Origin of the sequence: Streptococcus oralis (genome assembly GCF_001075675.1) — a bacterium.
GTDB classification, from domain to species: domain Bacteria; phylum Bacillota; class Bacilli; order Lactobacillales; family Streptococcaceae; genus Streptococcus; species Streptococcus oralis_V.
In genome coordinates this window covers 68674-93385 of sequence record NZ_JUNW01000034.1, presented here as the reverse complement: position 1 = coordinate 93385, position 24712 = coordinate 68674, and the positions used below count along the sequence as shown (strand labels likewise).

The following is a 24712-nucleotide window of genomic DNA, read 5'->3' as shown; positions in this document are numbered from 1 at the left end:
ACACTGGTTTGAGGTTGTGGATAGAACTGATTGAGTTAGCGTCATATACCTACAGCAAGGCGAAGCTGGCGAGGTTTAAAGAGATTTTCGAAGAGTATAAACTAGCCCTCCTATAGAAAAACACCCCATGATTAGAAGACTCTTCTAGTCAATGGGGTGTTGTTTTTTATATTTTTCAATCTTTATCCAGCATAATAGGGAAAAAATTTTCGAAATCTATGAATTACTCAACTATCAGTTCCTTATCTTTCAAAGTTAACTTCGAGTTTTCTGTCAATTCTGTTTGTTCAAAAGTGTAAATCGTCTCACCCTTTGTATCAATCATGTACCAGACTTGGTCTTTACGGACAACCAGGGCAAGCTCCGTACTATTTGTGTCCTCATTTTTGACAGACAATGGAAAGGCCTTGTCCACACCTTCCAGAGCTACTTTATTCCCTGTTTTTAATTCTACTAGGTAGTGTACTCCATCCTTGGTACCAAAACTGTAGTCCGCATTAATCTTTGTGTGGCTATCGGAGTCTTTCATTTGAATGGAAGTTCTATCTATACCTTCAAATGCCTTTTTAAAGTGTTCTTTCTGCTCTTCAGCTTTCTTTTGATCTTGAGACTGAACCGTCTCTTGCACCGCAGCAATCCGTTCCAGGTTTTGCTTTTTCGCTTGTCTCGCCTGATGGATCAAGATCGTACGTATCAAGAAAGAACTAGACAAGACGATACCAACCAGCATAGCAATAATACTTTTTTTCTTCTTCATTTTCTTCTCCTTATAAAAAATTAAAGGCGAGCAAAAATACTCCTCACTCAAGTATACCAAGAGAGAGCAAAAAAGTCTAGATGAACTAGACTTTCTTAGCTTATTCTACTGTTACTGACTTAGCAAGGTTACGTGGTTTGTCCACATCAAGGCCACGGTGGAGTGTTGCAAAGTAAGCGACCAATTGCGTTGGTACGACCATTGAGATTGGTGAAAGGTATGGGTGTACAGTCGTAAGGACGATATCGTCTGTCTCTTTAGCAACATTCTCTTCTGCAATAGTGAGAACCTTGGCACCACGGGCTACGACCTCTTGGATATTTCCACGAGTATGGTTGGCAAGGACTGGATCTGACAAGAGGGCCAAGACAGGCGTTCCTTCTTCAATCAAGGCAATGGTTCCGTGCTTGAGTTCTCCTGCCGCAAAGCCTTCACATTGGATGTAAGAAATCTCTTTGAGTTTGAGACTGGCTTCCATAGCTACGTAGTAATCTTGACCACGTCCAATGTAAAAAGCGTTACGAGTTGTTTCAAGAAGGTCACGAACCTTGGCATCAATGGTTTCTTTTTCTGAAAGGGTTGATTCGATAGACTGAGCTACGATTGACAACTCATGAACCAGGTCAAAGGCTTGCGCTTTGGCATTCCCGTTTGCTTCTCCGACTGCTTTTGCAAGGAAGGCAAGGGCTGCGATTTGTGCTGTATAGGCCTTGGTTGATGCCACGGCAATTTCAGGACCCGCGTGAAGAAGCATAGTATGGTTGGCTTCACGAGAAAGAGTTGAACCTGGCACGTTTGTCACTGTCAAGCTTGGAATGCCCATTTCATTAGCCTTAACCAAAACCTGACGGCTGTCAGCTGTTTCACCAGACTGACTGATAAAGATGAAGAGTGGTTTCTTGCTGAGAAGTGGCATACCATAGCCCCACTCAGAAGAGATTCCAAGTTCAACTGGCGTATCCGTCAATTCTTCCAGCATTTTTTTAGAAGCAAATCCTGCGTGGTAAGATGTCCCAGCTGCAAGGATGTAGATACGGTCTGCGTCTTGAACAGCCTTGATGATAGCTGGGTCAACGACTACTTGACCAGCCTCATCTGTGTAGGCTTGGATGAGTTTACGCATCACCGTTGGTTGCTCATCAATTTCCTTGAGCATGTAGTAAGGATAAGTTCCCTTACCGATATCAGACAAGTCAAGTTCAGCAGTGTAGCTAGCACGCTCACGACTATTGCCATCATAGTCGTGCACTTCGACGCTATCAGCCTTGACGATTACCAACTCTTGGTCATGGATTTCCATGTATTGGTTGGTCTCACGAATCATAGCCATAGCATCTGAGCAGACCATGTTATAACCTTCCCCAAGACCAATCAAAAGTGGCGATTTGTTCTTAGCGACATAGATGACATCTGGATTTTCAGAGTCAATCAAGGCAAAGGCATAAGAACCACGGATGATGTGAAGGGCTTTTTTGAAGGCTTCAAGAACTGAGAGACCTTCTTCTTCTGCAAATTTTCCAATCAGGTGAACGGCAATTTCTGTATCTGTTTGTCCCTTGAAGTGGTGACCTGCAAGGTATTCTTCCTTGATTTCGAGATAGTTTTCAATCACCCCATTGTGCACCAAGACAAAACGTCCTGTCTCAGAGCGGTGTGGGTGAGCATTGTCTTCCGTTGGTTTTCCGTGAGTCGCCCAACGCGTATGTCCGATACCAGTTGTCCCCTCAACACCTGCTGTCTTGGCAGACAATTCTGCGATACGACCGACAGCCTTAACCAGGTGATTTTCAGCACCACCTAGGACAAAAATCCCCGCAGAATCATAGCCACGGTATTCAAGCTTTTCAAGCCCTTGAATCAAAATATCAGTTGCATTTGTGTTTCCAACAACACCAACAATTCCACACATAGTATATACGACACAGACCAGCTGTGCTTTCTCCTTAAATTGGTATAGTCTAATTCTCGCTTTACGGAATCAGCAAAAACAGTATATACTTGTTTTTCTCACTTGTCAAGAATAAAAATTGGTATAGTTTTTCTATCTGGTATTTTATCAAGATTTCACTTGATACCTGACAAGTCGGCATCAATTACTTATAATAAGGGGAGGAGGTATTCGCCATGTGGTTTTTCTTCGCACTTTTATCAGCTATCTTTGCAGCCTTAACGTCAATTTTAGCCAAGATTGGGATTGAAGGAGTTCCATCCAATCTAGCAACTGCTATTCGTACAGTCGTCGTCATTCTTATGGCCTGGGCTATGGTTTTCTTGACCAATAGTCAGACCGAAATTGTCAACATCAGTAAAAAAAGTTGGCTCTTTCTCATCTTATCAGGCTTAGCCACTGGCGCCTCCTGGCTCTGCTACTACAAGGCCTTGCAGATGGGCAATGCGACTGAGGTATCTGCTGTCGATAAATTCAGTCTCGTCATTACCCTCGTTCTAGCCTTTTTCTTCCTACAGGATGTCCTGACGTTTAAAACAATTATTGGCTGTATCCTGATTACGATTGGGACCTTGGTGATGATATTGTAATAAAAAGTGAGATGAACACCATCTCACTCTTTTTATTCTTAAAATCCATTATGGTCGCTGAGTTCCTTGAACCAATGGCCTGATTTTTTTAGACGACGTTCCTGTGTTTCCAAGTCAAGCTCAACCAAACCGTAACGATTTTTATAGCTGTTGAGCCATGACCAGCAGTCAATAAAGGTCCATATTAAGTATCCTTTACAGTTGGCTCCATCTTCAATCGCACGGTGAAGTTCACGAAGATGTCCTTTGACAAAGTCAATACGGTAATCATCTTGAATCATCCCATCTTGACGGAATTTTTCTTCCCCTTCAACACCCATACCATTCTCTGTCAACATCCACTCAATATTACCATAATTTTCCTTGATATTTTGGGCAATATCATAAATCCCTTGCTCATAAATTTCCCATCCACGGTGAGGATTGATTTTACGGCCCGGCATGATATAAGGCTCGTAAAAATGTTCTGGCAAGAGGGGACTGTCTGGATGTTTAGCAAAACGTGGCGCCATGACACGCAAAGGCTGGTAGTAGTTAACTCCTAGGAAATCAACTGTATTCTCGCGAATGAATTCTAATTCTTCAACAGTATACTCTGGCAGCAAATCATGCTCAGCTAAAATCTCTACTAACTCTTCTGGATAAGCTCCCAAGACAGACGGATCTAGGAAAGATTGGGCTTGGAAGAGATCCGCAATGCGAGCAGCCTTGACATCTGCGGGATGCTGGCTACGTGGATAGGCTGGTGTCAAGTTGAGGACAATCCCAATCTTGGAATCAGGCAAAACTTCATGACAGGCCTTAACCGCAAGACTACTAGCCAGTTGCGTATGATAGGCAACCTTAACTGCTGCTTTGGCATCTACCTTGTGAGGATAGTGGGCATCGTAAAAATAGCCAAACTCTACGGGAACGATGGGCTCGTTAAAGGTAATCCATTGGTCCACCAAGTCACCGTATGTCTCAAAACAAAAACGAGCATAGTCTTCATAAGCCTTGACAGTTGCCTTATTTTCCCAACCATCGCCGTCTTCTTGGAGGGCAAAAGGCAGGTCGAAGTGATAGAGATTAACTAAGAGACGAATTCCCTTGGCCTTAATGGCTTCAAAGACCTGACGGTAGAAAGCCACCCCTTGCGGATTGACCTCTTCACGGCCCTGTGGGAAAATACGAGACCACTGGATAGAAGTTCGGAAGGCTGTATGCCCAGTCTCTACCAAAAGCTCAATATCCTTTTCCCAGTTTTCGTAAAAAGTCGATGTTTTATCAGGTCCAATTCCATTGTAGTAACGATTTGGCTCTACTTGGAACCAATAATCCCAGAGATTGTCTCCCTTGCCGTCACCAGGTACACGACCTTCTGTCTGTGGTCCAGAAGTGGAGGAACCCCAGACAAAATCCTTTGGAAATTTTAGCATAGCTTTACCTCTTCGTTTATTCATTTTTCCCATTATATAGAAAAAACAAGGTAAAAACTAGTTACATTTTTGCCTTGTTTTTCTTCTGATTATAGTTTTTATTTCTTGCTGAGGATTTCAAGGGTTTCGAGCAAGTTGTCTGCATGAACTTCGATGGTGTCACCAGTCGCCTTAATCTTAACTTCTACGATGCCATCGGCTGCTTTCTTCCCAACAGTGATACGGATTGGCAGACCAATCAAGTCGCTATCGCTAAACTTCACTCCGACACGTTCGTTACGGTCGTCTGTCAAGACTTCGTAACCAGCTCCCATCAAGCTTGCTTCAAGTTTTTCTGTTAAGGCTTGCGCTTCTTCATCCTTGACATTGACAGTGATCAAATGCACATCAAATGGCGCCAATTCTTTAGGGAAGTTAACTCCCCAAGCGTAACGGTATTCACCTTTTGGTGTTTTATTGACAAAGAGGCGAGCGTGTTGCTCCATAACGGCTGAGAGGAGACGGCTAACACCGATACCGTAACATCCCATGATGATTGGCACAGCACGACCATTTTCATCCAAAACATCTGCACCCATACTTGCTGAGTAGCGAGTTCCGAGTTTGAAAATATGACCGATCTCGATACCACGCGCAAAGTTTAGGACACCTTGTCCGTCTGGTGAAATTTCACCCTCACGCACTTCGCGGATATCCACATATTCTGCAGTAAAGTCACGACCTGGGTTCACACCTGTCAAGTGGTAGCCATCTTCGTTAGCCCCTACAACAGCATTGCGAACATCTTGCACCTTACGGTCTGCAATGATTTTCACATTTTCTGGCAAACCAACTGGACCAAGTGAACCAAATCCTGCTGGGACGACACTTGCTACTTCTTCTTCGCTCGCAACGTCAAAGAAATCTGCTCCCAAGTGGTTTTTCAACTTGACTTCGTTAAGCTGGTCATTTCCAACTAGAAGGGCTGCAACAAGCTCACCATCTGCCATGTAGAAGAGGGTTTTGATTGTTTGTTCTTCTGGGACATTTAGGAAGGCTGCCACTTCATCGATGGATTTAACACCTGGAGTTTCGACGCGAGTCACTTCTTCTTCCGCAACGACACGGTTGCTTGGTTTGTACTCGTTTGTTGCCATTTCTAAGTTAGCTGCATAGCTAGACTCACTTGAGTAAGCAATGGTATCCTCACCAGAAACCATCCATTTGAGCAATTCCGCCTTGATTTCTTCTTGCACTTCTGCAGGAATTTCATCAAATGATGCAACTGACTTGTCCAAGACCACCCATCGACTAAGATCTGTACGAGCAGGAGTGATGGCCATAAATTCTTGGCTATCCTTACCACCCATAGCTCCACCGTCACCAATGATAGCTTTAAAGTCCAAGCCACTGCGAGTAAAGATACGCTCGTAAGCTGCCTTGTACTCATCATAAGTCACATCCAAACTATCGTAATTAGCATGGAAACTATAACCATCTTTCATGATAAACTCACGTGTACGGAGAAGGCCGTTACGTGGACGTTTTTCATCACGGTATTTCGGTTGGATTTGGTAAAGGTTAAGTGGCAATTGCTTGTAAGATTTCACAGAGTCACGAACAATAGCTGTAAAAGTTTCTTCGTGTGTCGGACCTAGGATAAAGTCTGACTTTTCACGGTTTTTCAGTTTATAAAGGTCTTCACCATAGGTTTCATAACGACCTGATTCGCGCCAGAGATCGGCACTGAGAAGGGCAGGAGCCAACATCTCAACAGCACCAATCTTATCAAACTCTTGGCGCATGATATTCTTAGCCTTTTCAATCACACGGTTAGCGAGTGGTAGGTAAGAATAAACACCAGCAGAAACTTGACGAACATAACCAGCACGCAACATAAGGGCGTGGCTGATAACTTGAGCATCACTTGGCATTTCGCGAAGCGTTGGGATTAGCATTTTACTTTGTTTCATAATATTCCTCGATTATCTAAAAGAAGAGTCGCATAATGTCATTCCAGGTCACAGCAAGCATCAAGACAACCATGATAACTACACCAGCCATGGTGACATAGGTTTCAATTTCTTGTTTAAGGGGTTTACGGCGGATAGCCTCTAGGATATTGAGCACAATCTTTCCACCATCCAAAGCCGGGATCGGAATCAAGTTAAAAATCCCGATATTGATGGAAATCATGGCTAGGAAGTAGAGGACATTCTCAATTCCATTTTTAGCAGCATCGCTACTTGCTTTAAAAATGGCAACGGGACCGCCGAGTTTGTTCAAATCTGGATGGAAAATCAAGTTTTTCAGAGCCGAAAGGATGCGGAGCCCTGAGTCAGCAGCGGTTGTAAATCCACCAACAAACATGGATAGAAAGTCTGACTTGACCCCTGGTTGAACCCCAAGAATGTAACGTCCTTGATTTTCTTCTGGAGTCACAGTGACTTGTTTTTCGCTACCATTTTCAGAAATGGTCACATCCAAGGTCGGGGCGGTCTTGTCCTTGGTATCTGCTTCCACAGCCTGAATCAAGTCCTGCCAATTCTTAACTTCGTGGGAGCCAACTTTGGTGATTTGAGCTGTCTCAGCTACGCCCACCTTAGCCAGAGCTCCCTCTGGCATGACGTGAAAGAGATTGGTCTGAGTATCTCTAACACCGCCCTGCAAAAAGATCAAGATCCAAAAAACAACAACACCCAAGATAAAGTTATTCATAGGACCTGCAAAGTTGGTGATGAGCTTACCCCAGATAGAAGCATTTTGGTACTGTACATCTAGAGGGGCAATGCGCACTTCGGTTCCATCTTCTTCAACAACCGTTGCATCATGATCCACTGCAAAAGTCTTTTCTTCTTCCAGGACCAAGCCTTTAATGAAGAGCTTGTCTTCAAAGTCAAACTGGGTTACCTGCATAGGAAGAGCCGTTTGATCCAGTTTCTTCCCTGAGAGGTTAATCCGTTTGACTTTACCATCGTCAGCAAGTGTTAAACTGACTGGAGTTCCTGTCTTGATTTCTGTCGCATCATCACCCCAGCCTGCCATACGAACATAGCCTCCTAGAGGAAGGGTTCGAATGGTATAAGCAGTGCCATCCTTACCGATATGGGAAAAAATCTTGGGCCCCATACCAATGGCAAATTCACGAACTAGAATGCCTGATTTCTTGGCAAAATAAAAATGTCCAAACTCATGCACCACCACGATAATCCCAAAAACGAGGATAAAGGTTAGCAATCCAATCATTCAATATTCCTTTCTTTAAAACAGGCCGAATAAGTGCATCATTGGAAACACAATCAGCATGCTGTCAAAGCGATCCAATACACCACCATGTCCAGGGATAAATTTTCCAGAGTCCTTGACACCGAAATGGCGTTTCATGGCACTCTCAATCAAGTCACCAAACTGACCTGCCACACTGAAGAAGGCTGCAAAGAGACTCATTCTATAAATCCCATAAGGAAGAGCAACTGTACTGTCCACTAGCATGAAGATTACCGTTATCAGTACCGCACCTAGAATACCCCCGACAAAGCCCTCAATACTCTTATTAGGAGAAACTCTCGGAGCCAACTTATGTTTACCAAAATTCATCCCTGTCAGGTAGGCTGCGCTATCTGTCGCCCAAACGATAAAAAGGGCCAAAAGTACCTTGTCAAAACCTGCCACCCGAGCATCTAGTAAGGCATTGAAGCCAAAACCAACATAAAAGCTCACAGCAATTGGGAAAGCGGCATCTTCAATCGTATAGTTTTTACTGAAAACGGTTGTCCCTAGCATTATGGTAATCAGAACACTATAGGCAACTACATTCCCATCAACAGGCAAAAATGTTAGGTAATTTTCTAAAGGAACTGTGAGAGCGAAGGTCGCAAAAAGAGTCAAAGCGCCCTCAATGGTCATAGTCTTTAGCCCCTTCATGTGCAAGAGTTCATGGACACCTAGCATCGCTAACAAGCCAATCCCTATCTGCAACAAGAGCCCTCCCGCAAACAAGACTGGAAGGAAAATGGCCAGGGCCAATACCGCAAACAATGTTCTCTTTTGTAAATCCTTGGTCATATCTTCTCCTAAACTCCTCCAAAACGGCGATTGCGATGGTTAAAAGCAGCAATAGCTTCCTGCAAGGCGGCTTCATCAAAATCAGGCCACAAGGTATCCGTAAAATAAAGCTCGCTATAGGCTGCTTGCCACGGCAAGAAATTACTTAAACGCAACTCACCACTCGTACGGATAATCAAATCTGGATCTCGCAAATCCTTTGGCAGGTGTTGCGTGAAAAGATAGTCCCCAATCATGTCTTCTGTGATGTCGCCAAGATTGATTTTGGCATCTAAAACTTCCTGAGCCAAGCTCTTAAGAGCCTGCGTGATTTCAGCACGACCACCATAATTAAGGGCAAAATTGAGAATCAAGCCCGTATTGTTCTTGGTCAACTCCTCTGCTTTTTTCAAAGCTTCAAAAGTCGGCTTAGGCAGACGGTCTGTTTCCCCAATCATCTGAATCTTAACATTATTTGCATGTAATTCGGGGACGTAGTTATCATAAAACTCGACTGGCAAGTTCATGATAAACTTGACTTCTTGATCTGGGCGCGTCCAATTTTCCGTTGAAAAGGCATAGACTGTGATAACCTTAACTCCCATCTTGTTAGCTGCCTTGGTCACCTTTTGGAGGGCTTCCATTCCCGCCTTATGACCAAAAACCCGTGGTTGCATCCGTTTTTTAGCCCAGCGACCATTTCCATCCATGATAATCCCAATGTGAGCAGGAACCTGTGTTGGAACCTCTACTTCTACAGCTTTATCTTTCTTAAAAAATCCAAACATGATCATATTCCTATTCAAAAATCTATCGTTTCATTATACCATATTCCCCTATTTTCTTCTATTGCTAAGTTACTGCACCTACTTGTAGGCAGACAAAAAATAAGCCGCCTGATTGGGCGACTTTATTTTATAGGGAGATTATTATGAAAAAGTTTTAGGAGTTTAAGTTAAGTTCCTCTTAACTTATGAACCTAGTATACCGTCCCTAACTTAAATTTTTCTTAAGTTTTTTGAAAAAGTCAGATTTTTCCATTTTTCTTGCCAATTTTTCTTAGATAAGCGTTCTTGATAGAGCTTCATCCTTTCCTCATTATCTAGAAAATGAGGAGTTGGGGAAACCTGGAAGTTCATAATATCCTCTAAACCATAGGGGGCATAGAGCTCTAAAGTGGAATTTTCATTCAAGCGAAGTCCTACCGCCGTGCAACGCTCGGGATACTTACTCATAGCATCACGAGAACTGGTATAGGGCGCAGTGTGGGGACTGTGCAGATGCATATAGACCTGATTTTTCAACTCCCACTGATACTGGGGGAAGTCCTCTCTCAGCTTTCTCTCTATGCCCAGCGTTTCTTCGTAAGAGATAGCTGGATCAAAGAAAATCACATCTACATCTGTTTCATGATCAAAAGGCGATTTGTCTGACAAGAGATTCCAGATGAAATTCCTGACAGAACCTGCCGCCAACCAAGAGTCTTGCAAACCAAGATCACGGATGATGGTTAGAATAGCCATCATATCTGGATTTTTTCTAAAAACCTCTAGAATATCTTGCTCATTTTTCACTGTATTCATAGCCTAAATGCTCATATGCCTTAGCAGTCGCCACCCGTCCTGAGCGAGTTCGCATGATAAAGCCTTTTTGGATGAGGTAGGGTTCATACATATCCTCAACCGTCTCACGCTCTTCAGCGATATTCACAGAAAGAGTTCCTAGACCGACAGGACCACCACCATACATCTCAATCATGGTACGAAGGATTTTCTGGTCCACATAGTCCAACCCTTCACGGTCTACATCTAGCATGGTCAAGGCCTTATCAGTAATAACATCATCGATTAAGCCATCCCCCATTATCTGGGCAAAGTCGCGCACGCGCTTAAGGAGACGATTGGCAATACGAGGAGTTCCCCGACTACGCAAGGCCAGCTCAGCAGCTGCTTCATGGGTGATTTCCATCTCAAAAATATCTGCCGTCCGCTCAACAATCTCTGTCAAATCAGCATGGGCATAGTATTCCATATGACCTGTAATCCCAAAACGTGCTCGCAGAGGATTTGAGAGCATACCCGCACGGGTCGTTGCACCAATCAAGGTAAAAGGTGGCAAGTCTAGATGAACACTGCGACTGCCTTCACCAGCCCCAATCATGATATCAATGTAGAAGTCCTCCATGGCACTGTAAAGCACCTCTTCCACCGACATGGGCAAGCGATGAATCTCGTCGATAAAGAGGACATCTCCCGGCTCCAAATCATTTAAAATCGCTACCAAGTCACCCGCCTTTTCAATGACAGGACCAGACGTTTGCTTGAGGTTGACTCCCAGTTCATTGGCAATGACAAAAGCCATGGTTGTTTTCCCAAGTCCTGGAGGACCAAATAAAAGAACATGATCCAGCGCCTCATCCCGCATTTTTGCTGCCTCAATAAAGATTTGCAGCTGATCCTTGACCTTATCCTGCCCAATATATTCACGTAAATACTGAGGACGGAGGGTACGTTCTACCAACTCCTCATCCCCCATGATTTCATTATCTAAAATTCTACTCATGGCTCTATTATATCAAAAATCCAAGCCACAAACAAAAAAGCCACCTGATTGGGTGGCTTCTTTAGGGAGATTATTATGAAAAAGAAAAGTTTAGGATTTCATTAAATAAAGTTAGGAGGTCTTTATTTAATGATTATATAATACAAGATGAATCTTAAAGCTAACTTAACTTTTTCTATGATTGATCATTTTTTTAATTTTCCCCAAATGGAATTTTTTTCTCAAACAACAAAAAGCCACCTGATTGGGTGACTTCTTTAGGAGATTATGATGAAAAAGAAAAGTTTGGGATTTCATTAAATAAAGTTAGGAGGTCTTTATCTAATAACTATATAATACACGAGGATACTTAAACTTTACTTAAGAAAAAATAATTATTTTATTTTTTTCGATCTAGCCAAATCATTCCTGTGCAATCATAAGTAGATAAGGTTTCAAAACCCAGTGAACGGTAGAATCCCAAATTTTTCTCTGTTTGGTCTGTCACCAGTTGAATTTGATAGGCATCTTTGTAATCCCCTAAAGCCTCTTTCACCAAGGCGCTACCAATTCCTTGACGCTGATAACTAGGCAAAACGATCAAATCCTGAACAAAAACCGATGAAAAACCATCTCCGACCAAACGAACCAAGCCCACAACAGCATCACCATCAAGTGCCAGGTAAATTGCTAGTGAGTGAGACAAGGATTTCTCCAGCATCTGGGGTTGATGTGTATAGTTTGTCCAACCGACTGCCTGATAGAGATGCAAAACATCCTCTAGCTTGACGATTTCTTGCTTTCTAATAGTTATCATCCCAACACCTCTTAGAGTTCTCTCAAACTCTTGTACTGCTGCCCATTTTTATCAAAATTTTCAGGACGCAGCCATGCTTCCAAACGAGCTTTAACTTGAGGCCAGTCCTTATCAATCATAGAGAGCCAATCCGTATCCCTCGTACGCCCCTTATAAACAACTGCCTGACGGAAGGTCCCTTCATATACAAAGCCCAAACGTTCCGCGGCTCGCCTTGATGGCAAATTTAGAGCATCGCATTTCCACTCATAGCGACGATAGTTGAGCTCCTCAAAAACATAGCGAGCCAGGAGATATTGAGCCTCTGTCCCCATCCTCGTCCCCTTAAGTGCTGGTGAAAAAGTGACAGCTCCCACTTCTATTACTCGGTTATTCTGGTCAATTCGCATGAGAGAAAAAGTTCCCAAAGCCTTACCAGTTGCCTTGTCTATAATCGCATAGTAAAAACGGTCCTTACGAGCCAACATCTGATTTAAGACGGTAACCAGTTCTTCCATATCTGCCACTGGTTCCTGAAAGAGGTAGGTCCACATCTCCCGAGGTGTATCTGGACCATAAACAGCTAATAAATCCTCCGCATGCTTTTCCACCGAAAGAGCCTCTATCTGAGCGTAGCGCCCTTCTAAGAAATCAATGGAAGGCAATTCACCTGAAGTATAACCTTCCATTGACTCCCCAATCATCTGACCATATTCATTTACTGGCATCGTTTTTCTCCTTGTTTTAGGCTGAAAATACTATATCATAATTTGCTCTATATGGAAACTAGCACTCTCCTCAAACCTCATCCTCAACACTACATTAGTGATTCGTTTTCTTTCTTTTATCTTCTAAGGCTTGATTAATTCGTTGGGTGAGCTTGTGAGTTTGCCAAATCTGGTACAACCATATCAGTCCATAAATCAACAAGAAAAAGAACCAAAGCAAGGGACTCAACAATGCTGAACCCCAGCCAAAAAATAAGTAGGTCAATACTAAAATAGTAGCTGTCGCTAACAAATGAACTCCTACACGCATACTATAAGCAAGAAACTCTAGCCTTTCAAGGATTAAGGTCAATACCCCCATAATTCCACTCATCAAAAACAAAGCTAGAATATTTTTTGTCGTTGGTGCAGGATAGGTAATACCTGAATAAAACTGCGCCAATAACACCAAACTCAAATAAACAAAGGAGGCCGTCCGCATTCCCGATACAAAATAAGCAATCAATCGCTTCATGATTTTCTCCTATAAACCTAGATAATCCATTAAGGACTTAACGTATTTCCGACTCACACTCGATTTGATACCCCGAGTCATTTTAGCCATCATGTTCCCTGAAAAGCTATCCGATAATGACTCTAGATGGTCAATGTTTATAACTGAATGACGTGATATCTGTATAAAGTTACGTCGATTAATTCGATTCTGAAAGTTTGTCAATGTTTCCTTAGTTTTATAAATCCCATCTACCGTATAAATGGTCAACAAATTCTTATCGATATCTGCTAGAATAAGATCCTCAATTTTCACCATAACCAGATGATCATCCGTTCGAATAGGAATGACCACCTGATTGGTCGTTGAAAATTGTTCTAAATACTCCATGACTTCTCTTGCTTGGTCGGTTAACTGAGCTGCCTGAATTAAAATGTGTGGGTCTTTTTCTGAAAACTCTGTCTTCATTTCAAAACGAATCTTCATTTTCTCTCCAATACATCTTTATTTTCTCTTGCTAGACACTTTAACAAATAAAAGCCAAAGAAGAATAGCGACGAGACTGATAATAACCACTATAAAGTATGTTTCTTCCTTTGTCAATAGTTCTTGCCAGTTGATTTGGATTCCCATTTTTTCTTGAAATTCCTGTAACAGACCGCTATTTCCTGTAAATGTGGTCTCTAATGGCTCTTTCATTAAGACTTGTCGATAGAGAGAAGCAATATAAGTTGCAGGGGTACACTTCATGATAATCTGTGCAAAATCAGGTAATACTCCAATAGGAACATAAGTTCCTACTAAAAATCCAGAAGCAGTCCCCACTATAGTTGCCAGTTTGCCAAGGCTATCTACAGATTGAAAACGGTAAATCAAGAGAACATTTACCAAACTTGAAATCAGACTGCTTAATAACATAATCAAAGCGATTTCCGGTAAATGACTGATAACTGGACTTTCTTTAAAATAAAGGCTCATAACAGCAAACATAAACACCTGCATGACAAAAGAAATGATAATACTGCTGATTAGATAGGACGCCTGTAAGCCCCAGCTACCTAAATCTGTCAAGAAGAGATCTTGATCTACTTGATTTTCACGATCCTGTACCATTTGTGTAAGAGCCGTAAAACTGGTTGTCATCCCAGTCACAGCCAAGGTTCCACCCATCAGCCAGTTGTTTAAAAGGTTCGTATTATCAGGGAGTTGAGACCAAGCATCCGTCAAGTTCTTCTGCAAAAAAATGATATAAAGGAGGAAGGAAATCAATGCCCCCAATAATGAGAAAAATACTCCCGAACGATTACGAAAATATAAGATAAAATTCCGTTTCAATAAAGCTAGCATTAGCGAACCTCTCTTCCTGTAAGTGCAATAAAGGCATCATCCATAGTACCCGGACGAAACTCAAAAGAATCAATTTCTTCTCGAACTTTTGCCAAATATTCAATGGCTTCCTGTGACGTCCTTGGATAAAAAAGATATTCCAACTCATTTTCTTCCTCTACTGTCATTCCAGCCTGTAGCAGCTTTTCTAAATCCTTCATTTCCTTAAAACGAATTTTTAGGATATTAGATGCATACTGACTTTTAATAGCAGTCGCAGAACCTTGCGCAATCACTTTCCCATGATCAACAATATAGATCTGATCCGCTTCATCTGCTTCATCCAGATAATGAGTCGTTAAGATAATAGTCATCCCTTCATCCTTTTGTAGTCGATACAGTAGATCCCAGATGGATTTGCGAGTTTGAATATCAAGACCTGTCGTTGGTTCATCCAAGAAAAGAATATCTGGTCGCGAAAGAAGAGCACGCGCAATATCAACCCGACGTTTTTGCCCACCTGACAAAGTCCCATATAGTTGTTTCTGGAAAGCCGTCAAACCCAGTTGATGAATCAAATCATCCACACGACTCGCTGCAATCTCCTTATACTGTTGAGCACGAATCGTGAGATTTTCCCTAACCGTCAACATCTCATCCAGTACACTAGCTTGAAAAACAACTCCGATTTTCGTATTTGGCGCATATTGAATCTGACCTTGTGTCGGCTTTTTCAAACCGATTAACATGGAAATGGTGGTTGATTTCCCTGCACCATTGGGTCCCAAAATAGCATTGAAACTTCCTTTTTCAAACTCTAACTGGATATCGTCAACAGCCATATGATTGCCATACCGTTTAGTCAAATGTTTAGCTTGTAAAATCATATTTTTTCCTCCTCTTTACCCCACTAGTTTAACAAAAAGTATGAAAGAAAAATCGACTTTTGAGATAAGCAGTTAAAATGAAAGGACAAGTGGTAAAATAATGGGGGCTAAGTTAAAGTAGAGCAGCTCGTTTTTCTCCTATCGAATCACTAGAGGAAATTTAAGATCACTTACAACCACACATTATATTTTTAAACATGCGCTATAAAAGAGGCATTTTATAGCATCCGGCAGAAAAATCCAGGAGTCAATAGTATTGTTCTCGCTAAACCAAACAATAAAAAATGAATCAGAAATCATGGCACACACACCCTTCTAGTAAAATGAAAATGCTGAATGGGGCAGGATTAAATTTGAAGTAAGCAAGTATGGTCCTGAATTTGAAACTGCCATTAACGATAAGTCTATCTATTAGGAAAGAAATCTTCAATACAAGCAAAAACAGCTCTTGTTATCCAAGAAGAGCCGTTCTATTTTATGAAAGAGAGAGTCACTAGTGCCCCTTGTGCTTCTCTCTACGTTTTTGCTGTTTGCGTTCAAATTTCTCTTGCTTGAGCAATTGCTTTTGGAGACTAGACTGTTGTTTTGAATGCTTTTTTCGTTCCTCGTGCTGCAACTGTAAAAGCTCTTGTGACTTAGAAGAAACTTTCTTCTTCACCTGTTTCTTTACAGCTCGCTGCAGACGCTTCGGATTCTTAATCTTCACATGCTGTTTAACTGTCGCCTCTGGACTAAAAGATAACCGAGCAAACTGAGTCTGTAAAAGTTTCAAAATTTCATCCTCTTTTGGTTCCTGACCAAATGTCACACGACAAACTTGATAAGTTCCCTCATACTCTTGTTCAAACAATCCATGCCAAAATCCATCTTCAAAATAAACTGTCAAGCCAATTGAAACGATTTCCATGACAGCACCTCCTTAAATCTATCCCTAAGAATGGACAACCAAGGAGGAAGGTTACTGATAGGCTTGCCTACGTCTGGACTACCAACCAGAACTGTGTTTTTATCTTAGTTGGGACTATTATAGCATAATCCAATTTAAAAATCCTCCAGATTCTACTCTGAAGGATTCTTTTCTTATCTAACAACGATATTAACGAGTTTAGTTGGATCAAACAATTTGGGGAACTGTTTGAGGTTGCAAATGAGCAAATAAATTGGTTATTTCACCACAATATTCACAAGCTTGTTAGGGACACTAATCACTTTCACGATTTCTTTGCCATCAATTTCTGCTTTGACTTTTTCGTCAGCCAGAGCCACTTCTTGCAATTCTTCGCGTGATAGGTCTTTAGTGACCATGAGTTTGGCACGGACTTTTCCTTTGATTTGGACGACGATTTCGATTTCGTCTTCAACCAATTTGCTTTCATCCCATGTTGGCCAAACTACGTAAGAGATGGACTCACCTGTTGCTGCAACTGTTTGCCAGAGTTCTTCTGCCAAGTGAGGAGCAAATGGTGCAATCAATTGGATAAAGCCTTTGGCGTAGTCCACATAGAGCTTGTCTTCCTTGTTAGCCGCGTTGACAAAGACCATAAGTTGGGCAATGGCTGTATTGAATTTGAGGGACTCGATCTGCTCTGTTACAGATTTCACCGTTTCGTTGTAGACCTTGTCAAGAGCTCCGCTATTCTCCGCAACGATTTCTTTAGTTGTCATCAAACGGTAAACACGGTCAAGGAACTTACGGCTTCCTTCCAGACCTTCTTCTGACCAAGCGATGGAAGCATCGAGTGGTCCCATGAACATTTCATAGACGCGAAAGGTATCGGCACCGTATTGTTCCACCACATCGTCTGGGTTAACAACGTTCTTGAGGGATTTAGACATCTTAGCTGGCGCTTGCTCCAATTCTTCTCCTGTTTCCACATGGAAGAAGGAACCGTCACGTTTTTCAACCTTGTCAGTCGCCACAAGAGCGCCACGGTGGTCACGGTAGCTAGTTCCCAAGATCATCCCTTGGTTAAAGAGTTTTTGGAATGGTTCTTTAGTTGGAACAACACCGATATCATAGAGAAATTTATGCCAGAAACGAGCGTAAAGTAAGTGAAGAACAGCATGCTCTGCCCCACCCACGTAGATATCCACTGGCAACCATTGTTTGAGGAGATCCTCATCAGCCAATTTCTCAGTGTTATGTGGATCGATATAGCGGAGGTAGTACCAGCTTGAACCAGCCCATTGTGGCATAGTATTGGTTTCACGACGACCTTTGACCCCATCTTCACGAGTCACTTCTAGCCAGTCTGCCAAGTTAGCTAGTGGGCTTTCACCAGTACCTGAAGGGCGGATGTCCTTGGTGACTGGCAAGACAAGTGGCAATTCACTTTCTGGAACAGCTGTTGAAGTCCCATCTTCCCAATGAATAATTGGAATTGGTTCACCCCAGTAACGTTGACGACTAAAGAGCCAGTCGCGGAGACGGTAAGTCACCTTCTCTTGACCACAACCTTTTTCTTCCAACCAAGCGACAATCTTGGCAATAGCATCTTCCTTATTCAATCCATCTAGGAAGTCTGAATTAACGTGAAGACCATCCTCTGTGTAGGCAGCTTCTTCAACGTTTCCACCTTCCAGCACTTCTACGATTGGAAGGCCAAATTGTTTGGCAAATTCCCAGTCACGTTGGTCATGAGCAGGTACAGCCATTACCGCACCTGTTCCATAACTAGCAAGAACGTAGTCAGCAATCCAGATTGGAATTTCCTTGCCATTGACAGGGTTGATGGCATAAGCACCCGTCCAAACCCCTGTTTTTTCCTTGGCAAGGTCGGTACGAGCCAAGTCAGACTTGAGACTAGCTTGATGTTTATAGTCAGCTACTGCTTCAGCTTGTTCTGGACTAACGATAACATCTACCAAATCATGCTCAGGTGCAAGAACGGTAAAGGTCGCACCGAAAAGGGTGTCCGGACGAGTGGTAAAGACAGTGAATTCCTTGTCTGTTCCCTTTACTTTAAAGGTTACATTGGCACCAGTTGATTTCCCAATCCAGTTGCGTTGCATATCCTTGATAGACTCTGGCCAATCAAGTTCATCCAAGTCATTGAGCAAGCGCTCTGCATAGGCCGTGATTTTAAGCATCCATTGGCGCATTGGTTTGCGGACAACGGGATAGCCACCACGCTCAGAAGTTCCGTCAGGAAGGACTTCTTCGTTGGCAATGGCCGTTCCCAATTCTTCCACCCAGTTTACTGGTACTTCGGCTTCATAGGCCAAGCCTTTTTCGTAAAGCTTGGTAAAAATCCACTGCGTCCACTTGTAGTAGTTTGGATCTGTTGTATTGACTTCACGGTCCCAGTCGTAAGAGAATCCAAGCGCATTGATTTGGCGTTTGAAGTTAGCAATGTTTTCCGCTGTAAATTCTGCCGGGTCATTCCCCGTATCCATAGCGTATTGCTCAGCTGGCAAACCAAAGGCATCCCATCCCATTGGGTGAAGGACGTTGTATCCTTGCGCACGTTTGTAACGGCTGAGGATATCCGTTGCTGTATAACCTTCTGGGTGTCCTACGTGCAGACCTGCTCCAGACGGGTAAGGGAACATGTCAAGCGCATAAAACTTCGGTTTTGATGCATCTGTTCCTGTCTTAAATGTATGATGTTCTGCCCAGTAGCCCTGCCACTTAGGCTCAATTTCTTTATGATTGTAAAAACTCATGGTCTCTCTCCAATTTTGTGATGTTACTATTATACCATTTTTGGGGGAATTTGAAAGACGAGAAATGTTCTTTTAGACTTGGATAACAAGAAATACTGAGTCGCAAATCCACCTTATTTAACAGGAAAAAAATTAGCTCCTAATCGGAGCTAACTTCTATCAATTTTTTATTTCTTCCATCTTCTCACGCCCTAGTTCTCGGTAACTACGGTCACCAACAACTTCTACGCTAAACTGGCCATCCTCATATTCAAGAATCGTCACGCTACCATTATCGAGACCATGCGGATGCATACCATTGATCAGATAAACAATGGTACCAATCGTCATTCCATGGCTCACAACGAGAGCATTACCCCCACCTTGTTCTTCCATTTCTTTAGCAATCGCTTCAAAGCCTTCCTTGATTCGGCCACTAAGTTTTTCCCAACCTTCTGCCCAGCCTGCAGTATCAACCTCAACTAGACCTTCTGCTAGCTCTGCATAGGATAACTGATGAACATGATCCACCTTGAAAACACGAGGAATAACCCCCATAAAGAGGTCCCCATCATAGGCCCCATCAAAACTACCAAAACACCACTCACGGATTCGCTTGTCCATGCGGTAAGGGATTTTCCCCTGCAATCCAAGTTCTTCTAAGATAATTCCCATGGTTTGAATAGTGCGCCCTGAATCACTGGAATAAGCCCGGTCAAACTGCAAACCAGACTCTCTCAAGCCAATTCCCAGTTCATGGATTCCCAACTCACCTTCTGCGGTTAGAGGCGTATCACTCCATCCTTGAGCACGTCCAATGGTGTTAAACATCGTTTTCCCATGACGGACCAAGTACAATCTTACTTTAGACATTTTCTATCCTCCATTTTCTTCTATTATATCATGGATCAAAGAAATATTCGGCTTTCAAAATCAAAGCCAACATTTGTAAATTATCCAAAAGAAAAGCTACCCTCATGGTAGCTTCCCTAGGAGATTATTATGAAAAAGTTTAGGATTTCTATTAAATAAAGTTAGGAGGTCTTTATTTAATGATTATAGTATACACAGCCATCCTTAAACTCAACTTAAATCCTCTCGCTTTTTTATTAATTTTTAAAACTATGGATTGGAGCTGGGATTTGCCCACCACGAGAAATGAAATCAACAGACGAAGCCCCGTTGACCTTCATAACTGGAGCTGTCCCTAGCAAACCACCAAACTCAATCATATCGCCTTCTTTGCCCTTTGGAATAATACGGACAGCCGTTGTTTTCATGTTAATAACACCGATTGCCGCCTCATCCGCAATCATAGCTGCAATGGTTTCAGCAGGCGTATCTTCCGGAATGGCAATCATATCCAGTCCAACTGAACAGATAGCCGTCATGGCTTCTAGTTTCTCTAAATTCAGAGAACCATCTTGCACCGCAGCAATCATCCCCTCATCTTCAGAAACGGGGATAAAAGCACCTGACAAGCCACCGACTTGGTTACAAGCCATCACTCCGCCCTTCTTAACTTGGTCATTCAAAAGAGCGAGGGCAGCCGTTGTCCCATGCGTACCAACTGTTTCTAGGCCCATTTCCTCAAGGACACGAGCCACAGAATCACCAACTGCAGGAGTAGGTGCCAAGCTTAGGTCGACAATTCCAAAGTCAACACCAAGGCGTTCACTCGCCATTTGTCCAACCAGCTGACCGATACGAGTAATCTTGAAGGCCGTTTTCTTGACTGTTTCCGCTACTACATCAAAGCTCTGTCCACGAACCTTTTCCAAGGCACGCTTGACCACACCAGGACCCGAAACCCCGACATTGATGATAACATCTGCTTCGCCAACACCATGAAAGGCCCCTGCCATAAAAGGATTGTCCTCAACAGCATTGGCAAATACGACCAACTTGGCCGCACCCATATCTGATAGCGCAGCTGTTTCCTTGATGATACGTCCCATATCAGCGACCGCAGTCATGTTGATACCTGACTTGGTCGAGCCGATATTGACGGACGAACAAACCTTGTCTGTCTCAGCTAGAGCGCGTGGGATAGAATTGATGAGAATTTCATCTCCTTTTTGGTAGCCTTTTTGTACCAAAGCTGAGAATCCACCAATAAAGTCAACACCGATCTCCTTAGCAGCCCTATCAAGAGCCTTTGCCAAAACAAGATAGTCTGTCGCATCAGTCGCAGCACCAATTAAAGAAATCGGAGTCACCGATACCCGTTTATTAACAATAGGAATCCCTAGTTCCGCAGCAATTTCATCTCCTACAGCCACTAGATTTGCAGCTTTAGTGGTGATTTTTTGGTAAATCTTTTCAGCAGCACGATTGATATCTGGATCAATACAGTCCAAAAGGGAAATCCCCATGGTGATGGTTCTGATATCGAAGTTCTGCTCCTCGATCATGGCAATGGTTTCTGTAACTTGTCTAATATCCATATCCACCTCCTAGATATTATACATAGCGTCAAAAATCGCCGCACTTTGAATATTGATTTTGACATTCAAGGTCTGACCGAAAGTTTCAAACTCATTTCGTAGATAAGTGAAATCCTGTTTTTCGTTACTAGAAACGACCGCCATCATGGTAAAGTATTCATCCAACACCGTCTGAGAAATATCGTCAATATTCAAACCCAACTCTGCAATCTTAGTAGACACGCCTGCAACAATCCCAGACTTGTCCTTACCAACCACTGTAATAATAGCCTTCATCCTTATACCCCATTTCTACGATTTTTAGAAAACCTGAACGTTTTTGATTTTCTTTTTTCCTAGTATAGCATATTTCCATAGAAAATACTAAAAAACGCCTGCTTACGAAGTTGTTCTTAAGAAAAAAACAATTTCGTAAACAAGCGTCTACCCTATCAAATGATGATGAGTGTTCCCGCTAGGACCGAAGTCCCAGCGGTAGACCAGAGCTAGACTAAGAGCACAAGACTCCATCATCATAACACTCAACAAAATTGATGATTTTATACTAATTCGATAATCGCCATTGGCGCAGCATCACCACGACGTGGTTCAGTTTTAAGGATACGAGTGTATCCACCGTTACGTTCAGCATAACGAGGTGCGATTTCTGAGAACAACTTTTGAAGTGCTGTAGTAGAAGTGTACTTATCAGTTGCTTCATCATAGTTTTCAGATGCGATTTCATTACGTACGAAAGCAGCTGCTTGACGACGTGCATGCAAATCACCACGTTTACCTAGAGTAATCATTTTTTCAACAGTTTTACGGATTTCTTTAGCACGAGCTTCAGTTGTCACGATTGATTCGTTGATCAAAAGGTCAGTTGTCAAATCGCGAAGCATTGCTTTACGTTGTGAGCTAGTGCGTCCTAGTTTACGGTAAGCCATGTATTCCTCCTTTATTTATCTTTTAATCCAAGACCCAAATCAATGAGTTTGAGTTTCACTTCTTCCAAACTCTTGCGTCCAAGATTTCGTACTTTCATCATCTCTGCTTCAGATTTTTCTGTCAAATCATGCACAGTATTGATACCGGCACGTTTCAAACAGTTGTATGAACGCACAGACAAGTCCAGTTCCTCAATCGTACGATCCAAAATACGATCGTCAGATTCAGTATCAGCTTCTTTCATCACTTCAGTTGACTTAGCAATCTCAGTAAGATTTGTAAACAAATCAAGATGTTCTGTCAAGATACGTGCTGAAAGCCCTAAAGCATCTTCAGGAATAATTGTTCCATTAGTCAAGATTTCAAGGGTTAATTTGTCAAATCCATCATTGCTACCTACACGAGCAGGCTCTACTTGATAGTTGACTTTTGTAACTGGTGTATAAATAGAATCTACAGCAAGTGTTCCAACTGGTGCATTATCTTTTTTGTTTTCATCAGCAGGTACATATCCACGACCACTGTTAACAGTCATTGTCGCTTTTAGAGAAGAACCTTCACCGATTGTAAAGAGATAATGATCTGGATTTACAATTTCAATATCACTATCAGTCAAAATGTCTCCAGCTGTAATTTCAGCAGGACCTTCAACGTCAAGCTCAATGATTTTTTCGTCTTCAACGTATGATTTCACTGCAATCCCTTTAATGTTCAGAATGATTTGCATCACGTCTTCACGAACACCTGGAACTGTGTCGAACTCATGCAAGACACCTTCAATGTTGATAGATGTCACTGCTGCTCCTGGTAGAGAAGCTAGTAGTACACGACGAAGAGAGTTACCAAGAGTTGTACCGTAACCACGTTCAAGTGGTTCGATTACAAACTTGCCATAATCTTTATTTTCATCAATTTTTGTTATATTTGGTTTTTCAAACTCAATCATTTAGTTACTCCCTCTTAAACGAAAAGCAGTGTAATGCGATGATTATACACGGCGACGTTTTGGAGGACGAGCACCATTGTGTGGCACTGGAGTCACATCACGAATTGCTGTTACTTCAAGACCAGCGGCAGCAAGCGCACGAATAGCTGACTCACGACCAGAACCTGGACCTTTTACAGTAACTTCAACTGATTTAAGACCGTGTTCTTGTGCAGATTTAGCAGCAGCTTCAGAAGCCATTTGAGCAGCGAATGGTGTAGATTTACGAGAACCTTTGAAACCAAGAGCACCAGCTGATGACCAAGCAATTGCATTACCATGCACATCAGTAATCATAACAATAGTGTTATTAAATGTGGCGTGAATATGAGCAATACCAGATTCGATATTCTTTTTCACACGACGTTTACGTGTTGGTTTAGCCAAGACTTTTACCTCCTATATTATTTTTTCTTACCAGCAATCGCAACAGCTTTACCTTTACGAGTGCGAGCGTTGTTTTTAGTGTTTTGTCCACGGACAGGAAGTCCACGACGGTGACGAATACCACGGTAAGAACCGATTTCCATCAAACGTTTGATGTTCAAGTTTACTTCACGACGAAGGTCACCTTCAACTTTGATTGCATCCACTTCACGACGGATAGCATCTTCTTGATCTGATGTAAGGTCACGTACACGAACATCTTCTGAGATTCCAGCAGCAGCCAAAATTTTCTTAGATGTTGCAAGTCCGATACCATAAACGTAAGTCAATGAGATTACTACGCGTTTGTCATTTGGAATGTCAACTCCAGCAATACGAGCCATGTTTTCTCCTTTCTATCTTATCCTTGACGTTGTTTGTGTTTTGGATTTGCTGGGCAAATTACCATAACACGACCATTACGACGAATTACTTTACAGTATTCGCAAATTGGTTTGACCGATGGTCTTACTTTCATTTCTTATCCCTCCAAGTTTTTCGATTATTTAAAGCGGTAAGTGATACGTCCACGTGTCAAGTCATATGGACTCATCTCGACAGTAACACGATCTCCCGCTAAAATACGAATATAGTTTTTACGAATTTTACCAGAAACTGTTGCTAAAATCTGATGTCCATTTTCAAGTTCAACCGTAAACATTGCGTTAGGCATTGTATCGACTACTTTGCCTTCAACTTCAATCACATCGTCTTTTGCCACGCAAAAGCACCTCCATAAATTTCGATTCGATGCCTCTGAAAACAGAGACAACAA

General features: G+C 42.3%; 27 protein-coding genes. 1 reads left to right on the top strand and 26 read right to left on the bottom strand.

Annotation, left to right across the window (positions count from 1 at the left end; genetic code table 11):
* Window positions 1-223: 223 nt before the first annotated feature.
* The gene (locus ADM50_RS05245) at window positions 224-757 is read right to left on the bottom strand and encodes a hypothetical protein (RefSeq protein ID WP_049484751.1); all 534 of its coding nucleotides are present in this window, start codon (window positions 755-757) and stop codon (window positions 224-226) included.
* A gap of 100 nt (window positions 758-857) precedes the next feature.
* A complete protein-coding gene (gene glmS, locus ADM50_RS05240; RefSeq protein ID WP_049484750.1) occupies window positions 858-2666 on the bottom strand; it encodes a glutamine--fructose-6-phosphate transaminase (isomerizing) in 1809 nt (602 codons plus the stop codon).
* A gap of 215 nt (window positions 2667-2881) precedes the next feature.
* On the opposite strand from glmS, the gene ADM50_RS05235 reads away from it, so the two are divergent.
* Entirely contained in the window at window positions 2882-3295 is a 414-nt protein-coding gene (locus tag ADM50_RS05235) for an EamA family transporter (protein WP_000264204.1), read from the top strand.
* Between the two features lie 38 nt (window positions 3296-3333).
* On the opposite strand, the gene ADM50_RS05230 is transcribed toward ADM50_RS05235, so the two are convergent.
* From ADM50_RS05230 to infA, 24 genes are all read right to left on the bottom strand, one after another.
* A complete protein-coding gene (locus ADM50_RS05230; RefSeq protein ID WP_049477445.1) occupies window positions 3334-4713 on the bottom strand; it encodes a glycoside hydrolase family 1 protein in 1380 nt (459 codons plus the stop codon).
* Between the two features lie 98 nt (window positions 4714-4811).
* Window positions 4812-6665 (bottom strand): proline--tRNA ligase, encoded by a 1854-nt coding sequence (locus ADM50_RS05225; protein ID WP_049484749.1) that lies wholly within the window; start codon window positions 6663-6665, stop codon window positions 4812-4814.
* Between the two features lie 16 nt (window positions 6666-6681).
* A complete protein-coding gene (gene rseP / locus ADM50_RS05220; protein WP_049484748.1) occupies window positions 6682-7938 on the bottom strand; it encodes an RIP metalloprotease RseP in 1257 nt (418 codons plus the stop codon).
* 15 nt (window positions 7939-7953) lie between these two features.
* Window positions 7954-8757 carry a phosphatidate cytidylyltransferase gene (locus tag ADM50_RS05215; RefSeq protein WP_000159119.1) on the bottom strand — a complete coding sequence of 268 codons (804 nt, stop codon included), beginning with the start codon at window positions 8755-8757 and terminating at the stop codon, window positions 7954-7956.
* Between the two features lie 8 nt (window positions 8758-8765).
* The gene (locus ADM50_RS05210; RefSeq protein WP_049484747.1) at window positions 8766-9524 is read right to left on the bottom strand and encodes an isoprenyl transferase; all 759 of its coding nucleotides are present in this window, start codon (window positions 9522-9524) and stop codon (window positions 8766-8768) included.
* Between the two features lie 210 nt (window positions 9525-9734).
* On the bottom strand, window positions 9735-10319 hold the full coding sequence (locus ADM50_RS05205; protein ID WP_049484746.1) for a nucleotidyltransferase family protein: 585 nt from the start codon (window positions 10317-10319) through the stop codon (window positions 9735-9737).
* A complete protein-coding gene (ruvB, locus tag ADM50_RS05200; RefSeq protein ID WP_000086801.1) occupies window positions 10300-11298 on the bottom strand; it encodes a Holliday junction branch migration DNA helicase RuvB in 999 nt (332 codons plus the stop codon). The genes ADM50_RS05205 and ruvB overlap by 20 nt, the downstream gene beginning before the upstream one ends.
* 379 nt (window positions 11299-11677) lie before the next feature.
* Window positions 11678-12094, bottom strand: coding sequence for a GNAT family N-acetyltransferase (locus ADM50_RS05195; protein WP_049484745.1), 417 nt, complete (start codon window positions 12092-12094; stop codon window positions 11678-11680).
* 11 nt (window positions 12095-12105) lie between these two features.
* Window positions 12106-12801, bottom strand: a complete 696-nt coding sequence (locus tag ADM50_RS05190) for a GNAT family N-acetyltransferase (RefSeq protein ID WP_049484744.1) — start codon at window positions 12799-12801, stop codon at window positions 12106-12108.
* 94 nt (window positions 12802-12895) lie between these two features.
* Window positions 12896-13315 (bottom strand): DUF3021 domain-containing protein, encoded by a 420-nt coding sequence (locus ADM50_RS05185; RefSeq protein ID WP_000825486.1) that lies wholly within the window; start codon window positions 13313-13315, stop codon window positions 12896-12898.
* Window positions 13316-13324: 9 nt separating this feature from the next.
* Window positions 13325-13780 carry a LytTR family DNA-binding domain-containing protein gene (locus ADM50_RS05180; protein ID WP_000701938.1) on the bottom strand — a complete coding sequence of 152 codons (456 nt, stop codon included), beginning with the start codon at window positions 13778-13780 and terminating at the stop codon, window positions 13325-13327.
* Window positions 13781-13798: 18 nt separating this feature from the next.
* Complete coding sequence (locus ADM50_RS05175; protein ID WP_049484743.1) at window positions 13799-14641, bottom strand: ABC transporter permease; 843 nt, start codon at window positions 14639-14641, stop codon at window positions 13799-13801.
* A complete protein-coding gene (locus ADM50_RS05170) occupies window positions 14641-15507 on the bottom strand; it encodes an ABC transporter ATP-binding protein (RefSeq protein ID WP_049484742.1) in 867 nt (288 codons plus the stop codon). Before ADM50_RS05170 ends, ADM50_RS05175 begins: the two co-directional genes overlap by 1 nt.
* 493 nt (window positions 15508-16000) lie before the next feature.
* Window positions 16001-16414, bottom strand: coding sequence for a YjdF family protein (locus tag ADM50_RS05165; RefSeq protein WP_049484741.1), 414 nt, complete (start codon window positions 16412-16414; stop codon window positions 16001-16003).
* 257 nt (window positions 16415-16671) lie between these two features.
* The gene (gene leuS, locus ADM50_RS05160; RefSeq protein WP_049484740.1) at window positions 16672-19173 is read right to left on the bottom strand and encodes a leucine--tRNA ligase; all 2502 of its coding nucleotides are present in this window, start codon (window positions 19171-19173) and stop codon (window positions 16672-16674) included.
* 159 nt (window positions 19174-19332) lie between these two features.
* Entirely contained in the window at window positions 19333-20025 is a 693-nt protein-coding gene (locus ADM50_RS05155; protein WP_049484739.1) for a histidine phosphatase family protein, read from the bottom strand.
* A gap of 236 nt (window positions 20026-20261) precedes the next feature.
* Window positions 20262-21599 (bottom strand): PFL family protein, encoded by a 1338-nt coding sequence (locus tag ADM50_RS05150; protein ID WP_049484738.1) that lies wholly within the window; start codon window positions 21597-21599, stop codon window positions 20262-20264.
* 9 nt (window positions 21600-21608) lie between these two features.
* Window positions 21609-21875: an ACT domain-containing protein gene (locus tag ADM50_RS05145; RefSeq protein ID WP_049484737.1), complete on the bottom strand. Its 267-nt coding sequence runs from the start codon at window positions 21873-21875 to the stop codon at window positions 21609-21611.
* 263 nt (window positions 21876-22138) lie between these two features.
* Window positions 22139-22525, bottom strand: coding sequence for a 50S ribosomal protein L17 (gene rplQ, locus ADM50_RS05140; protein WP_000331493.1), 387 nt, complete (start codon window positions 22523-22525; stop codon window positions 22139-22141).
* 11 nt (window positions 22526-22536) lie between these two features.
* Window positions 22537-23472, bottom strand: a complete 936-nt coding sequence (locus ADM50_RS05135; protein WP_000568993.1) for a DNA-directed RNA polymerase subunit alpha — start codon at window positions 23470-23472, stop codon at window positions 22537-22539.
* A 42-nt stretch (window positions 23473-23514) separates the two neighbouring features.
* Window positions 23515-23898 carry a 30S ribosomal protein S11 gene (gene rpsK / locus ADM50_RS05130; RefSeq protein ID WP_001118385.1) on the bottom strand — a complete coding sequence of 128 codons (384 nt, stop codon included), beginning with the start codon at window positions 23896-23898 and terminating at the stop codon, window positions 23515-23517.
* A 17-nt stretch (window positions 23899-23915) separates the two neighbouring features.
* The gene (gene rpsM / locus ADM50_RS05125) at window positions 23916-24281 is read right to left on the bottom strand and encodes a 30S ribosomal protein S13 (protein ID WP_000090781.1); all 366 of its coding nucleotides are present in this window, start codon (window positions 24279-24281) and stop codon (window positions 23916-23918) included.
* A gap of 17 nt (window positions 24282-24298) precedes the next feature.
* The gene (gene rpmJ / locus ADM50_RS05120; RefSeq protein WP_001808836.1) at window positions 24299-24415 is read right to left on the bottom strand and encodes a 50S ribosomal protein L36; all 117 of its coding nucleotides are present in this window, start codon (window positions 24413-24415) and stop codon (window positions 24299-24301) included.
* A 24-nt stretch (window positions 24416-24439) separates the two neighbouring features.
* Complete coding sequence (gene infA / locus ADM50_RS05115) at window positions 24440-24658, bottom strand: translation initiation factor IF-1 (RefSeq protein ID WP_001029883.1); 219 nt, start codon at window positions 24656-24658, stop codon at window positions 24440-24442.
* Between the last annotated feature and the right edge of the window lie 54 nt (window positions 24659-24712).

Bases quoted from the DNA above. Each gene is read 5' to 3' on its own strand.
- ADM50_RS05135 (WP_000568993.1), bottom strand. From the start codon at position 23,472: ATGATTGAGTTTGAAAAACCAAATATAACAAAAATTGATGAAAATAAA.
- ADM50_RS05245 (WP_049484751.1), bottom strand. From the start codon at position 757: ATGAAGAAGAAAAAAAGTATTATTGCTATGCTGGTTGGTATCGTCTTG.
- ADM50_RS05225 (WP_049484749.1), bottom strand. From the start codon at position 6,665: ATGAAACAAAGTAAAATGCTAATCCCAACGCTTCGCGAAATGCCAAGT.
- ADM50_RS05150 (WP_049484738.1), bottom strand. From the start codon at position 21,599: ATGGATATTAGACAAGTTACAGAAACCATTGCCATGATCGAGGAGCAG.
- rplQ (WP_000331493.1), bottom strand. From the start codon at position 22,525: ATGGCTTACCGTAAACTAGGACGCACTAGCTCACAACGTAAAGCAATG.
- ADM50_RS05145 (WP_049484737.1), bottom strand. From the start codon at position 21,875: ATGAAGGCTATTATTACAGTGGTTGGTAAGGACAAGTCTGGGATTGTT.
- ADM50_RS05205 (WP_049484746.1), bottom strand. From the start codon at position 10,319: ATGAATACAGTGAAAAATGAGCAAGATATTCTAGAGGTTTTTAGAAAA.
- leuS (WP_049484740.1), bottom strand. From the start codon at position 19,173: ATGAGTTTTTACAATCATAAAGAAATTGAGCCTAAGTGGCAGGGCTAC.
- rpsM (WP_000090781.1), bottom strand. From the start codon at position 24,281: ATGGCTCGTATTGCTGGAGTTGACATTCCAAATGACAAACGCGTAGTA.
- rpmJ (WP_001808836.1), bottom strand. From the start codon at position 24,415: ATGAAAGTAAGACCATCGGTCAAACCAATTTGCGAATACTGTAAAGTA.
- ADM50_RS05215 (WP_000159119.1), bottom strand. From the start codon at position 8,757: ATGACCAAGGATTTACAAAAGAGAACATTGTTTGCGGTATTGGCCCTG.
- ADM50_RS05165 (WP_049484741.1), bottom strand. From the start codon at position 16,414: ATGGAAATCGTTTCAATTGGCTTGACAGTTTATTTTGAAGATGGATTT.
- ADM50_RS05170 (WP_049484742.1), bottom strand. From the start codon at position 15,507: ATGATTTTACAAGCTAAACATTTGACTAAACGGTATGGCAATCATATG.
- ADM50_RS05230 (WP_049477445.1), bottom strand. From the start codon at position 4,713: ATGCTAAAATTTCCAAAGGATTTTGTCTGGGGTTCCTCCACTTCTGGA.
- glmS (WP_049484750.1), bottom strand. From the start codon at position 2,666: ATGTGTGGAATTGTTGGTGTTGTTGGAAACACAAATGCAACTGATATT.
- ADM50_RS05180 (WP_000701938.1), bottom strand. From the start codon at position 13,780: ATGAAGATTCGTTTTGAAATGAAGACAGAGTTTTCAGAAAAAGACCCA.
- ADM50_RS05235 (WP_000264204.1), top strand. From the start codon at position 2,882: ATGTGGTTTTTCTTCGCACTTTTATCAGCTATCTTTGCAGCCTTAACG.
- rseP (WP_049484748.1), bottom strand. From the start codon at position 7,938: ATGATTGGATTGCTAACCTTTATCCTCGTTTTTGGGATTATCGTGGTG.
- ADM50_RS05175 (WP_049484743.1), bottom strand. From the start codon at position 14,641: ATGCTAGCTTTATTGAAACGGAATTTTATCTTATATTTTCGTAATCGT.
- ADM50_RS05185 (WP_000825486.1), bottom strand. From the start codon at position 13,315: ATGAAGCGATTGATTGCTTATTTTGTATCGGGAATGCGGACGGCCTCC.
- ADM50_RS05195 (WP_049484745.1), bottom strand. From the start codon at position 12,094: ATGATAACTATTAGAAAGCAAGAAATCGTCAAGCTAGAGGATGTTTTG.
- ADM50_RS05155 (WP_049484739.1), bottom strand. From the start codon at position 20,025: ATGTCTAAAGTAAGATTGTACTTGGTCCGTCATGGGAAAACGATGTTT.
- ADM50_RS05210 (WP_049484747.1), bottom strand. From the start codon at position 9,524: ATGTTTGGATTTTTTAAGAAAGATAAAGCTGTAGAAGTAGAGGTTCCA.
- ADM50_RS05190 (WP_049484744.1), bottom strand. From the start codon at position 12,801: ATGCCAGTAAATGAATATGGTCAGATGATTGGGGAGTCAATGGAAGGT.
- ruvB (WP_000086801.1), bottom strand. From the start codon at position 11,298: ATGAGTAGAATTTTAGATAATGAAATCATGGGGGATGAGGAGTTGGTA.